Genomic DNA, 14,223 nt, shown 5'->3' with positions numbered 1-14,223 from the left:
TTCAGCTACACTCATCTTAATTTCCGTTGGCTTGCCCAATAACATCAGTTCACTCGCGAACACTTTGGTAAATACCCGTTTACAACTGTTTTAAACGTTTGTGCGGTGCCTGTGCGGCCCGGGCTCATCCGCTGTATCTCCTGCGGAGGATGTCGCTGCGATCCTTACCGCGTGCGTTTGATTTTCGCTGTCGCTCAAAACATCCGCCCATTTAGCGCAAAAGCATCGCCATTCAGGCTGATAGCCCTGAATGCCTCCGCACTTGCGAAACACTCATAATAGATTGTTTATGCATTACTGTTTCCAAAAGAAGGAGAAAAAGGATGCTAAATTGGGCACTGTTGCCTGATGATTGCCGATAGTATGCAAAAAGACTACGGCATAAACGGCTGCCTCCCCAAAGGGTCCCCTCCAATTATTCCGTTTCCTTTTTGCTGCGTGTCGTGCCCGGCCATTTGCTTTCTTTTTCTCCTTTTTCTTTTGGAAAAAGCTTTTACGGGAAAGGGGCGAAAGAGAGAAATAAACAGCAAATTTTTAACTCTTAATGCTTAACAAAATGAAAACAGCAGAAAAAAATGCAAAGCAAGTACAAGGTACTAACGCAAAAAACAACAATGCACCAAGGACAGAGAACCGTCCAAACTTAACAGGAAAGGAAGCTAAACAAGATGAACCCGCAAAAGATGAAAAACCCGCCGAGGCTGCGAAAATTGAGGCAACCCAAGCCGGTGAAACAAAGGCCGGTGATACCGTTGCAGTGGATAACCAACCCGCTAACGCTGCACCCGAACAACAAGAGCAGCCAATAGCCGGGGAAGTGCAAAAGGCAGAAATTAAATATATCAAACCTGCATTAAACTTAGAGCAGACCCTAAAATCGGTGGGTAACCTGCACCGCCTGACCATCCAGCGTTTGGCGTTGATCGGTCGCATCAAAACGTTGGAAGATTTCGAGGTAAAGTTGGTGGAAGAAAACGACGAGTTGGAAAGCAACCCGTATCAGGGTTGCAAATTGATTATCAAAGATGATAAAGGCCGGGAGTTTATCACCAACACGCCAAATCTTATCCGCATGGTTACGCAATTCATTTTTGATGCCTGCCATGAAAAATTGGGTGAAATCGAAGCAAACATTGTGTTCCCGCAACATGGCTAATTAAGTATGCTCCCGGCTTTTTGCCGGGAGCATTTTTTATGGTTTTACAAAAAACAGGAATTAAGATGTACGAGCAATTTATAGAGTTCACCGACCAAATATTTTGGGAGGGATACGCAGAACAATTAGCAAAAGAAACCCCCGAACGGTTTCAGTTTGAGTATAACGACTTTTTAAGTACCTATCAAAACTAAGGTTATGGAAGACCGGATTTTTTTATTGGTGAAATGCACCATCACGACCACGCACAAGCACATACGCGATGCGATACAGGAATTGCAGGATGATATCATACTGCAATTAACGGATACTGAAAATGTGCAGGTGCTGCAAACGGAGATAATAAAAATGAATACCAAATCATCTAAAAATTAACATCATGGCACATCAAATAAATTTCAACGGAAAAACAGGCCAGCACAGCTTTATGAGCGTAAAGGAAAAAGCTTGGCATAATTTAGGTCAAATTATTGACCGTTACCCGACCAGCAGCGAAGCGATACAATTTGCAGGGCTGGACTACATGGTAGAAAAACGTCTCCTATTTACCCACGACACCAATAACCATCTTTGGAACAATGACGAGGCAATACCCGATATACAAGTGCCCAACTATTTTGCTACAGTCAGGGCAGACACCGAGCGGGTATTAGGCGTAGTGGGTAATGATTACGAGGTCATCCAAAACCGGGAGGCGTTCAGTTTTTTTGATGCCATTGTCGGCGGTGGCGATGGAGTATTATATGAAACCTGTGGGGCATTAGGTAATGGTGAGCGGATATTTATTACCGCTAAATTGCCGGGTTATATCCGTGTAGGTAATGACGACCTGATCGAAAAATACCTTTTTTTAACCACTTCTCATGATGGTTACGGCAGTATTACCGCAGCATTTACACCTACCCGTATTGTGTGTAATAACACGCTACACGCTGCTTTAGGCAATATGACCAATAGCGTAAAGATAAGGCACACGCAAAGTGCGCAGGAACGCTTAAAACAAGCCCACAAGGTGATGGGCATATCCAATGTCATGAGCGAACAATTAAACGGAATATTCAACCGCTGGGCACATATCCGTATAACTGATAAACAGGTGCTAAAGTTAGTGCAACAAGCGATGGCACCAAGCAAGGAAGTATTGCAAAATGTACTGGATGAAAATATAGACGAGTATAGCAGCCAGTTTTTAAACACCGTAGAAAAGGTTTGCGAATTTGCTTTTAGTCACCCCACCCAACAAATGGACACCACACGGGGAACATTGTTTGGAGCATATAATGCAATTAGCGGGTACATGCAAAATGTGAAACAATACAAAAATGAAGAAGTAAAATTGAAAACCATCTTATTTGGTAGCGGTTTTACCAAAACACAAATCGCTTTTCAGCTTTGTAAAGAGTTTGAAAAGACAGGTGAAAACCAATTTGTACGCAACTAAACAAAGGGGCGAAAGCCCAATGTCATTAAGTTAAGGACTTGAATACTTACTCTACAGTAAAGAACCGGACACCATCCGGTTCTTTAGTTTTACAGGAAATTATAGCTGTATTATGTCTGTAAACATTAAAATCATTAACGACCTAAAGAACTTTATTACAGAGTCTGCCACTCAAACAGAGCTAAGGGAATTATTCACACACTCAAAAACGGATTTCTCCCGCGATAGAAAGTTAGGGTTTGAGCGGTTGGTTCTTTTATTAATTAATTTTTTTCGGAAGAGTTATAGTGTTGAAATCGCTGAATTTTATAACTGGCTGGATATAGATGACCTAATAGTAAGTAAATCAGCGTTTTGTCAGCAACGGATGAAAATCAAAGATTTATTCTTTGCTTGCCTCAATGAAGTTTTGGTACAAAGTTTCTATGAGCATTATCGACAAGATATTAAGCGTTGGAATGGAATGCGAGTTATTGCTGTAGATGGGTCAATAATAAATTTGATTCATTACGATGAAGTCATTAATCATTTTGGCACTCAAAGCAATAAAAGCGAGAAAAAATTTCCAATGGGGCAAGCACTGGCTGCTTATGATATACTAAATGGTATTGCAATAAGAACTGAATTGTATCCAGTGAAAATATCCGAACAGAGAATGGCGCAACAATGGGTGCAATATTATGAATCTGATATGTTGTTGATCTATGATCGTGGTTATCCAGGCTTTATCAGTTTCTACCTACACCAAAATAAAGAACAGCCACAACCTTTTATCATGCGTTGCCCGCTAAGATTTACATACGAAATAAGAGACTTTGTTAGTAGTGATAATAACGACACAATTGTTGCATTCAGAGCGAATAAATACTCATCAGATGAGTTATACAAACATGGATTTGTCGTTCCCTTTGGTTCAACTATCAACGTGCGGTTAATAAAGGTTATCCTTGACGATGGTACGATAGAAGTATTGGCAACCAACCTTTTCAACAAAAAGGACTACCCGCAAGAAATTTTCAAAGAATTATATTTTATGCGTTGGGGGATTGAAACTAGTTTTAGCGCAATCAAAAATCAATTACAATTGGAAGCTTTCAGTGGACAGCGAGTTATTACTATCATGCAGGATTTTTATATTACTTTCTTCTTGTCTAACTTACAGGCAATTATCGCAAAACCTTGTGAAAAAAGGATAGATCTGATTACTTCAAAAAGATTGCACCCGTATAAAATCAACAGAAATATCGCCTTTGGCATAATGAAAAACAGGATTGTAGATTTGTTTATAACACACAATCCTGAAAAAATCCTACTCAATTTACAAGAATTGTTTATTCATCACCTCGAACCTGTTCGGCACAATCGAAAATATCCTCATTGTAGGAAAAACAACAAGTCGAGAAGCAAGTACGAGGCATTAACTAATTATAAGAGGGCTATTTAGACAAAAGCAATTATTCGATAGTTTTGATGCTTGGGTTAACGTTTTTTAATGCACCGATAAATCGATCTATATCGATTGGTGAGATATAAATGTCATCCCATTTATTATACTTTATTATAATCCCCTTTGTTGACAAGGATGGTTTTATACCTGAAAATTGTGTTTTGTTTTTAACTATTTCAACAATGGTGCTAATGTTGATCGATCCTTTTAATAAAGCTGATTTATAAAATAGCTTATCACCATCTATCATGTAATAGGTATCATACCACATCCAAACTAAATAAGATAGCGTTGCGATCAATATAACGGTAACTATATAAGCTTTGTCCGAAAAACTGATTATAGCCATAATTATCAAAAAACTAATTAAAGCAACGATAATGTACCCCTTACTAGAATAAAACTTCATAACACTGTCTTTTTTCAAATTTAATAATTAATGATTACAATGTTTATGATCATTAAACCTACCATAATTGCCTTTCGTGAGATCATATTCTTTTATAGTCGCAAAATATCGTCAATAGCGCACAATCACTATTGACGATATTTTAAGCCTTAACTTAATGGCATTGGGCGAAAGCCCCTTTGTTACCTAAATAACCATTATGAAAACGTTAATAGCATATCCCGACCGCATAACCATTTACGCCATTGTATTGTTGGCTATCGGCTTACTACTTCGTTATATTATAGGCAAACGCAGGTTTAACCGCCGTGGAATTGGAGGAGTACAATATTTTAAATCTTATGGTAGAAGCTTGATCACTACTACTTTTGAACGAGTGCTAAATATTATAGCTACTTTAATGATAATAGGGGCAATCATTTTATATTTGATTAGATAGTAGTGGATAAGAATTTCTGAAATTGCCCCGCGGCTCCGCATCGCGGAGCCCTTAGCGCCCTCTGTTTACATTGTTGACCTTTTTTCAGCGGTGTAAACAGGGGGCGTTTTGTCGATACTATTGAATATATAAGTCAAAAAATTCTTTAAATAATATTTACTTATAATAATCATTAACTTTACTACATAAATCTTATCAATATAATTCTCGGATTTCCTCAGATCAAAGTTCGTTAACTCTCCCTGGATATAAGCGATATATTGTTTAGGCCTATTTTCATTGTTAAACCGTGTTTATTGCGATATAAATAAATTCTTTATGCTGATAAGTAAGTTGAAAATTAAGGGATTCAGGTCTTTTGGACAAGAAGTTGTCATTGATATTAAAAAAGATTTGGCCGCTTTTATCGGGTTGAATAGTTCCGGGAAAACTTCGGCGCTTGAAGCGCTAAGAAAGTTATTCGGTAGCCACAATGAACGAGACTTACGTTTTCAGGATTTCCATATTGGAAAAGATGAAAATCCCGAAGATTTTGAATCACGCGAATTAGCTATTGAAGTAAGACTTGATTTCTCTGAAGCAGAAAAAGCAGATATTCCTCATTTTTTCAGTTATATGGTTGTTGACGAGGAAGGAGCCGACCCTTATGTAAGAATAAGGCTTGAGGCAAGTTGGAAAAAAATTGATTATGAACCAGAAGGAAGTGTTGAGTTAAAAACATATTTTATCAAAGTAGCTGAATATGAGGCCGGCGATGAAATAAAGCAATTAGTTCCCTCACATTTTAAGTCAATATTTCAAATATTATATGTCCCCGCAATACGCCGGCCTGCAGAACAATTGAAGTATGCTTCTGGAAGTATTTTATATAGGGTACTGCGTAAAATAAATTTCAAAGATGAATTCAAAGAAAAATTTGATGAGAAAATTGCTGAAATAAATGATGACTTTAGAGGATTACCGGAATTGGAGATAGTTCAAAAAGCGATAAACGGTTATTGGGATAAATTTCATAAAGATGAACGATACAAGGAAACATCACTTGGTTTTGGCGGAAGCGATTTTGATTCCATATTAAAGAAACTTGAAATTTCATTTAGTCCAACTCCAATTCACCGCAAATTTGATATTGATGAACTCGGAGAAGGATATCGTTCCTTGTTTTACCTTACTCTTGTTTGCGCTCTTTTAGAAATTGAGGAAAAGCTTGCAAAAGAACACGATGAGGAAACTATCGGGATTAGTCGACCATTGATGACCATACTTGCAATTGAGGAGCCCGAAAATCATATTGCGCCGCAATTACTAGGAAGGGTCATCAAAATTTTAAAAACAATCGCTGAAAAACCAAACTGTCAGGTATTACTATCTTCCCATACGTCGGCTATCGTAAAACGGCTCGACCCTGAATCTATCCACCATTTTAGGATCACTGAATTTTTTCACACACAGGTTAACGGAATCATTTTGCCCGAAAAAGCAAGCGAAGCCTATAAATATATAAAAGAAGCGATTTACAACTACCCTGAAATATATTTTTCAAAATTGGTGGTAATTGGGGAAGGTGATAGTGAGGATGTTATTTTTAATCGATTAATGGAAGTTAAAGACACAGATTTTGATGATAATATTATAACGTTCGCACCACTTGGACACAGGTTTGTCAATCACATATGGCGGCTTTTAGAAGCGTTGCATATCCCTTATATTACATTGTTAGATCTTGATATTGAAAGAGAAGGCGGTGGTTGGGGACGAATTAAATACGCATTAAAACAATTAATAAAGAATGGTGCAGATAAAAACAAATTATTGAAGCTGGATGATGATTCTGTACTATCTGATGAAAGGCTTGATGAAATGCATAAATGGCCATTAAATAAAAAAGCAGATATTAAGTTGATAATGGGTTGGGTATCTTTTCTTCAAGGCTATCGTGTCTACTATTCCTCCCCGTTGGATTTGGATTTTTTGATGCTTGAACACTATACTGATTTTTACAAAAAAGCAATCCCGAAAGGTGGCGGGCCCGAAATACCAGATGTTGACGAAGATCCTGAAGCTTTTGCAAAAAAATTGGAAACGGCAATTCAAGCTACGTTAAAATCAGAAAAAGCTGTCGGCGTAACGTATTTAGATGAGCAAAAAGAATTAATGATATGGTATAATTACCATTTCCTTGGTAGAGGAAAGCCTTCAACGCATATTCATGCCTTATCATTAATGACCGATAAAGAGTTGCTTGACAACTTACCGCCAATTTTTGATAAGGTGTTTAAAACAATTGCTAAAGAGCTTAAACTCCCTGTTAAATAATGAAAGCAATAAAAACTGAAGAGTGGATACCGGCAGATGGATTTGAGTTAGAAGATAATGCTTTGTTAGTAATAAAATTACCTGATAATTCGCTTGTGCTTGCTGGTCCAGGTGCAGGGAAAACAGAGTTACTTGCGCAAAAGGCAAGCTATTTATTGCAAACAAATTGCTGCAAATTCCCGACGCGCATTCTGGCTATAAGCTTCAAACGTGATGCTGCGTTCAATCTCAAAGAACGTGTGAAATTACGATGTGGCGACGAATTATCGCGGCGCTTCGACTCTATAACCTTCGATTCCTTTGCCAAGCAGATTTTAGATAGATTCAGGTTGGCGTTGCCAAAGGATTATGGCATTAGTGCCGACTATGAGATTGCAATGAAGGACAATGAAACACTGACGTATTATCAAAATGCCGATCCTGACACCAACTATGAAGTACGTGGTGCGGCTGCACCGATCACGTTAAAAAATCATACCGCCGACCAGCTTCCTCTTGATAAAAGGGGCGCGACAAAAAAACTTCGATATGGTGTATGGCAAGATATGCTTCGGGCAACGCCTTCTCAGTTGAACTTTAAGATGATAATGCGTTTGGCTGAATTAATCATTAATACAAACCCTAAGATTAAAGCATATCTACAGGAAACGTACCAGTACGTCTTTTTAGACGAATTTCAAGATGCGACTGATTTGCAGTATGATTTTTTCAAATCGTGTTTTTTGGGTAGTGGCAGCAAATACACGGCGGTCGGTGATGACAAGCAAAGAATTATGCTTTGGGCAGGTGCTTTAGACGCCGTTTTTGACGATTTTATGAAAGATACAGGCGCTATCCGTCTACCTCTGAAAATGAACTTTCGGTGTGCACCGCGGTTGGTGAAATTGTTAAACCATTTGACTGAACACCTATTGGGTAAGACAGATTTTGCCATACCCTCACCGAAATGGAATGAAGAAGAAGGCGAATGTTTCGTATGGGTATTTGAAAATCCGGAGAAAGAAACAGAAATATTATTTAAAGAAATAAAAAAATGGATTGAATTCGACGGTTTGAAACCACGGGACATTTGTATCCTCGTTAAACAAAAATTAGAAAATTATGCGGGTGGCCTGATTCGCTATTTTAATGAGAATGGTATAAAAGCGAGGGATGAGAATGCCTTCCAAGATCTTCTGACACAAGAGATTTCGCTGTATATCATCAACGTTTTCTACATGATTTTTAAAAAGAAGGCCTCAGATTCCAAAGCAATAACCTTTTCTTTTTTAAGCAACGTTTTTACCGAATTTGAAGACGAACAACTTTTGCGTCTGGAGGTCTTTTTTCATAAATTCATCAAACAATTAATAAAGGATTACCCTCAAGAAGAATTAGACGAGGCAAAACTAAAGACATTGGTCAATTTAATTGTTGAGTTTGCAGGGCGTGACAGAATAAGGGCCTTTTATCCCGCTTATAAAAACTCGAAATACTTAAATGGTATTATAACCGAGTTAACCGAAAAGCTCATTGAAAGCTATAATTTGACAGGCACCATTATAGGTGCTCTGGATCAACTTGTTGGCAACGATACCATCCCGGTTATGACGGTTCATAAAAGTAAAGGTCTGGAATATCACACGGTTATCTTCATTGGCTTAGAAGATGGGGCATTTTGGAAATTTCAAGAAAATCCCAATGAAGATAAATGTACCTTTTTTGTCGCGCTATCACGGGCTAAGGAGCGAGTGGTTTTTACGTTCAGTAAACAACGGCCCAATCAATACGGACGGATGTTTAACCAATCGATAACTAACATACAAGTGATTTTAACGGAATTGGAAAATTCCGGAATTGTAAAAATGGAAGAAAAATCTTTAGCGGAATGAAAATAATCCATACCGGTGATTGGCATTTAGGCCAATTGTTTTACGAATACGACCGAACTTTTGAACACCAAATGTTTTTAGATTGGCTTACCAATCTAATTGCCGAACAGCAAGCCGACGTTTTATTGATTAGTGGAGATGTTTTTGACCTTTCTAACCCGTCTGCGTTAACCGTACGAATGTTTTACACGTTTTTAAATAAAGCCGTTCGCGCAAACCCCGACATTCAGATCATTGTCACTGCGGGAAATCACGATTCTCCCTCACGCCTGGAATCTCCTAAACCATTATTGGAATTGTCTAATATTCACATTGTAGGAATGATAGAAAAAGATTTAAACGGGCATATAAATTTCGAAAAGCTTGTGATCCCTTTGAAAAACAAACAACAACAAACCGAAATTTTATGTTTGGCTATTCCGTTTCTACGAATGGGGGACTATCCGGTTATTGCGGAATGTAGTGATCCGTATGCCGAGGGCGTTGCTGAAATGTATAAGCAGGTCAATAAATATGCAATAGCTCAACTAAAATCCGGCCAGTCTGTAATTGCAATGGGACACCTGTATGCAGCCGGGGCAGAAAGGTCAGGTAATGATGAACATGAGAGACCGATATTAGGTAACATAGAATGCGTTTCTGCTTCCGCGTTTCCTGCGGATTTAAAATACGTTGCACTTGGTCATATCCATAAAGCTCAAAAAATCGGTGGGCTCAATCATATCCGCTATTGCGGTAGTCCTATCCCGATGTCTTTTTCAGAAACAAACTACACCCACCAGGTAATTTGTTTCGACTTCAACAACGGCGAGGTTGAAAATCTGCATCCGATAGAAATCCCTACGGCTATTCCGTTATTAAGAGTTCCAAATAACCACAGGCCAATTCACGAGGTGCTTTCCGCTATTAACGAACTACCCGATGCAGATGGGGACTTAAATATAGCTCCATATTTAGAAGCTAAAGTATTGCTCGATGGTCCGGAACCTGGATTACGCCACAAAATAGAAACCGCATTGAAAGGGAAACATGCAAGGCTTGCTAAGATCGATGTAAAACATCCGGTGTTGGAGAGTGGTGGTGTAACTACGTTCATAACAAATAAAAAATTGGAAGAGATCAAGCCTATCGAAATCTTCACCAAAGTATATGAAGCGAAATACAATGTACCGGTTCCCGAAATTTTGACGAGTCTTTTTAATCAGGTATTTCAGGAAGTATCCCAGGGGGAAAGTAAATGAAAATCTTAGCCATTAGAATAAAAAACCTTGCTTCTTTAGAAGGAGTTAGTGAAATAGATTTTACGGAAGACCCTTTATGTTCCGCTGGCATATTTGCGATAACCGGGCCAACCGGATCAGGTAAATCTACTATTTTAGATGCAATTTGCCTCGCCTTATATGGTAAAACACCGAGGTATATTCAAGCTAAAGAAACAGGTATAGAGATTCAGGATACACCCGGCTCACGGATATCGCAAGGTGACGTCAAAGGAATTCTGAGAGATGGAACGGGCGAAGGATTTGCTGAAGTAGACTTTATCGGGGTGGATGGCAATAAGTACAAAGCCAGTTGGCAGGTCAAAAGAGCTTATGGAAAAATAGAAGGCGCGCTCCAGGGTGAGGTGATTGTTCTTACTAACTTAAATACGAATGTTGTGGTGCCGGGAAAAAAGACCGAGACGTTACAGCAGATCGAAAGACTCGTAGGCTTGAATTTCGAGCAGTTTACCCGCTCTGTACTTCTAGCCCAAGGAGACTTCACAGCATTTCTAAAGGCAAATAAGGATGAAAAGGCCTCTTTACTGGAAAAACTTACGGGGAACTTTATCTATTCAGAAATCTCAAAATCCATTTTCGACAAGTGTAGAAAAGCTGAACAGGATTTGCGCGAACTCAATTTACAAAAAGAGGCTATCGCTATATATACCGATGAGGAAATTGTAATAATAGAGAATCATCAACAGGAACTCGCCAACCAAATTGAGCATTTAAACAAAATAAGCAAAGAACTAATAGCAGAACAGTCCTGGCATATCAGGCTGGCTGAGCTAATAGCGGGGACATCCAAAGCTGAAAATGATTGGCAAGTAGCAATAGTTGCTAAGTCCGCCTCTGAAGCCCGATCTACGTTGGTACAACGGGTAAGTGAAGTTCAGCCGGTAAGAACATTAGTAGACGCAAAATTTCAGGGAGAAACCCAATATAAGGAAGTAGCCGGTGAACTTTCCGTTGCAGATCAGAACATTGAAGATCTAACAAAATCACAAAGCGCTTACAAGGATCAGCTTCAGTTGGCTGAAAAAACTTTAACTGATTCAAAAAAAATAAAATCGGAGACCTATCCTTTAATTGAAAAAGCTAAAAAGCTTGATGTGGTGATCAGTGAAAAGCGCAGTCAGGTTTCCGTCGCAGAAAAAGCTATTGACGATGTGAGCAAAGAAATGGACTTGCATAATTCACAGGTTAAATTAAAACAAGCTGAAGCAGCTTCATTAAAGCAAAAAATAGAAAACCTTGAATCGTGGAAAACTGAAAATATCCATAGGCAGCCTATTGCAACAAACATTATTTTGATTTCTTCCAAATTAACCGATGCCGCTAATATTTTGTCGTCCAGATTAAAGGTTAAAGGGGATTTAGAACTTAATAATCAAAATGAAATTGTCTTAAAGAAAGATATAAAGCTACTGGAGGACAATGTTTTACGAAAGCAATCGGAATTAGCATTAAAGACCTCATCCGTCCAAACTGATCAAACAGTCCTTGCCGGTATAGATATTGATAAAATCAAAAAGGAAAAGCAGGTGTGTGATGCAGAAATTGAGGATATCATTTTAGGTTCCGCGCAGTGGAACCTATACTACCAGGCTTTAACGGATCATCGGTCAACTGTAAATAGTCTAAAGAATAATCAAGCTGCCTTAATCGATAAGAAAGCATCACTAGAGCTGGCTCAAAATAAGTTAGCGGAGATCAAAACTATCAAAGATACTTCCGGAAAAATTTTGAGTGATGCAAGGTTAAGGATCGCGGAAAACGTAGAGCATTTACGGACAAGCCTAATTGATGACGAACCATGCCCTGTATGCGGAAGTACAGAGCACCCATACAAAGAATATTCGCCCGTTTTAAACCAAGTTATTTCCGGGCTTGAACAGGAGCATCGCCAAAATGAAACAATTTACGAAGAATGCCTTGAAAAATACACGGGTTTAACACAGGCATGCGAGGGTCTGGAACGTCAGATAAAATTGGATAATGATCAACTTGAAATTAGGAGAATAGCCGCTGGCCAGTTGGCGGATAGATGGAAATCGTTCAAAGTCCAAAAACAATGCGAAGTTATAGATCAAGATAAAAAAGCCGTTTGGCTACGGGATAAGACAGCAGGATTAAAATCTGAACAAACTTCGTTGGACAGCAAGATTACCAGCTATAACAGTTTAAAACAAGCTGTAGCAAATATTCAGCTTGAAATTGAAAAGGCCAAATCGGAGTTAACTAAATTAACTGACGATGTTAAAGACAAAACCCATAAAAAACAATTATTAACTGAACATTCCAAGGGGCTCCTACAACAGGAAGCGAAATGCGAAGCCGACCTTAAGATTTTGCATGACGGTTTGTCGCCATATTTCGAAAATAAAGATTGGTTTACCCATTGGCAAGATAATCCACCACAATTTATAAAGCGAATAAAAGATTTTGCTGATCTATGGGTGCAAAAAATAGGTGATCTTGAAAGCGATAAAAAAAGCGAAGGTATATGTCTTACAGAATTGCTAGGGCTTGCAGGGCGAACAAAAGATTTCGCATCATCCTTTAGTAAACAACAGGAAATTCATTTAAACCGAAAAAATGAGTTGCAAGCGGTTGTCAAAGAAAGAAAGGAACTATTTAGTGGTGAAGAAGTGATAACTGTTGAGAAACGATTAGAGGACAATATTGTCAATGCTGAACAAAACGTTAAATTGATAAATGATGAACTGCAAAAAACTGAGGCCCTTCTTATTAAAACTAATACCCAAAAATCGCAATTAACAAAAGATGCAGAACGGCTAAAACAACTGATTAACAATAATTCATCAAAAATAAAGGAATGGCTTTCTAATTATCAATTTAAGCATGGCGTCGAATTGGCGGAAGAAGAACTCGCTAATCTACTACAGTTTACCCATGATTGGATTGACGAGGAAAGAAAAGCATTGAAAGTCATTGACGATGCCGTTACTACTGGTTTATCAGTACACCTTGAGAGAAGGAGTCAATTAGAGAATCACATAAAAAAGCAACTTTCAGAAAGGACATCAGAAGAAACAGAAGAGCTATTGACGGAAAATAAATTAAACCTGGACGCTTCTGTCCAAGTGAGAAATGAGAATACGTTTAAACTACAGCAGGATGTAATTAACAAACAGAAGTCAACTGATCTGTTGAATAAAATCCAAGATAAAGAGACTGTTGCCGAGAATTGGGGTAAACTAAATGAGATGATTGGCTCCGCTGATGGAAAAAAATTCCGCCAAATAGCGCAAGAGTTTACACTCGATGTGCTGTTAGGATATGCTAATATCCACATGCAAATGCTTAGTAAGCGATATTCCATTCAACGGATCAGTAATACGCTCGGGTTACAGGTTGTTGACAAAGACATGGGTGACGAAGTTCGGACGATCTATTCGCTTTCGGGAGGAGAATCATTTCTCGTGTCCCTCGCTTTGGCTCTTGGTTTAGCGGAACTCTCATCAAGCAAAATGAATGTTGAGTCGTTATTCATAGACGAAGGCTTCGGCTCTTTAGACCCGGTAACATTAACCGTTGCCATGGGAGCTTTGGAAGGATTACACAATCAGGGCCGAAAAGTAGGAGTGATTTCGCACGTTCAGGAAATGACGGAAAGAATCCCTGCACAGATCAGGGTAACAAAATGCTCCAGCGGTAAAAGTGAAATTACAATTGCCGTCCTATAGTCTATTGGACTAATTTAGCTGTTGGTTGGGCTTGAATTCTTATTTGATTTGTAATTTTGATGAACAGGATTCATGTCACATAATTATATAAAAATGTGACAAACATTTATCGTTCATTTACGGAGAACACCGCATTTTAGTATGTTTTCAGTTAGTTTGGATACGTTCAATG

At 38.5% G+C, this 14,223-nt stretch carries 11 protein-coding genes; 10 read left to right on the top strand and 1 reads right to left on the bottom strand.

Going from position 1 to position 14,223, the window contains the following annotated elements; translation table 11 throughout:
- Positions 1-556 precede the first annotated feature (556 nt).
- The 5 genes from BDD43_RS21055 to BDD43_RS21045 all read left to right on the top strand — a co-directional run bounded on the left by BDD43_RS21055 (position 557) and on the right by BDD43_RS21045 (position 4,041).
- Positions 557-1,156, top strand: a complete 600-nt coding sequence (locus tag BDD43_RS21055) for a hypothetical protein (protein WP_121202065.1) — start codon at positions 557-559, stop codon at positions 1,154-1,156.
- Positions 1,157-1,194: 38 nt separating this feature from the next.
- Complete coding sequence (locus BDD43_RS30190; RefSeq protein ID WP_162846935.1) at positions 1,195-1,350, top strand: hypothetical protein; 156 nt, start codon at positions 1,195-1,197, stop codon at positions 1,348-1,350.
- 4 nt (positions 1,351-1,354) lie between these two features.
- On the top strand, positions 1,355-1,531 hold the full coding sequence (locus BDD43_RS30185) for a hypothetical protein (RefSeq protein ID WP_162847137.1): 177 nt from the start codon (positions 1,355-1,357) through the stop codon (positions 1,529-1,531).
- Between the two features lie 4 nt (positions 1,532-1,535).
- Positions 1,536-2,597 carry a DUF932 domain-containing protein gene (locus BDD43_RS21050; RefSeq protein ID WP_121199525.1) on the top strand — a complete coding sequence of 354 codons (1,062 nt, stop codon included), beginning with the start codon at positions 1,536-1,538 and terminating at the stop codon, positions 2,595-2,597.
- A gap of 112 nt (positions 2,598-2,709) precedes the next feature.
- Positions 2,710-4,041, top strand: a complete 1,332-nt coding sequence (locus BDD43_RS21045) for an IS4 family transposase (RefSeq protein WP_121199524.1) — start codon at positions 2,710-2,712, stop codon at positions 4,039-4,041.
- Between the two features lie 10 nt (positions 4,042-4,051).
- Here BDD43_RS21045 and BDD43_RS21040 read toward each other — a convergent pair whose 3' ends face one another.
- Positions 4,052-4,471, bottom strand: coding sequence for a PH domain-containing protein (locus tag BDD43_RS21040; protein ID WP_147425698.1), 420 nt, complete (start codon positions 4,469-4,471; stop codon positions 4,052-4,054).
- 181 nt (positions 4,472-4,652) lie between these two features.
- Between BDD43_RS21040 and BDD43_RS21035 the strand changes: the two genes are divergently transcribed.
- The 5 genes from BDD43_RS21035 to BDD43_RS21015 all read left to right on the top strand — a co-directional run bounded on the left by BDD43_RS21035 (position 4,653) and on the right by BDD43_RS21015 (position 14,051).
- Positions 4,653-4,892, top strand: coding sequence for a hypothetical protein (locus BDD43_RS21035; protein ID WP_121199522.1), 240 nt, complete (start codon positions 4,653-4,655; stop codon positions 4,890-4,892).
- A 318-nt stretch (positions 4,893-5,210) separates the two neighbouring features.
- Complete coding sequence (locus tag BDD43_RS21030) at positions 5,211-7,208, top strand: ATP-dependent nuclease (protein ID WP_121199521.1); 1,998 nt, start codon at positions 5,211-5,213, stop codon at positions 7,206-7,208.
- Positions 7,208-9,079: a UvrD-helicase domain-containing protein gene (locus BDD43_RS21025; protein ID WP_121199520.1), complete on the top strand. Its 1,872-nt coding sequence runs from the start codon at positions 7,208-7,210 to the stop codon at positions 9,077-9,079. The genes BDD43_RS21030 and BDD43_RS21025 overlap by 1 nt, the downstream gene beginning before the upstream one ends.
- Positions 9,076-10,320 (top strand): exonuclease SbcCD subunit D, encoded by a 1,245-nt coding sequence (locus BDD43_RS21020; RefSeq protein ID WP_121199519.1) that lies wholly within the window; start codon positions 9,076-9,078, stop codon positions 10,318-10,320. Before BDD43_RS21025 ends, BDD43_RS21020 begins: the two co-directional genes overlap by 4 nt.
- The gene (locus BDD43_RS21015; RefSeq protein WP_121199518.1) at positions 10,317-14,051 is read left to right on the top strand and encodes an AAA family ATPase; all 3,735 of its coding nucleotides are present in this window, start codon (positions 10,317-10,319) and stop codon (positions 14,049-14,051) included. Before BDD43_RS21020 ends, BDD43_RS21015 begins: the two co-directional genes overlap by 4 nt.
- The last annotated feature ends 172 nt before the right edge of the window (positions 14,052-14,223 follow it).

The sequence above is a fragment of the Mucilaginibacter gracilis genome, from assembly GCF_003633615.1.
GTDB lineage: Bacteria > Bacteroidota > Bacteroidia > Sphingobacteriales > Sphingobacteriaceae > Mucilaginibacter > Mucilaginibacter gracilis.
Note: the sequence above shows the minus strand (reverse complement) of the source record. Positions and strands in the feature narration are given on the sequence as shown.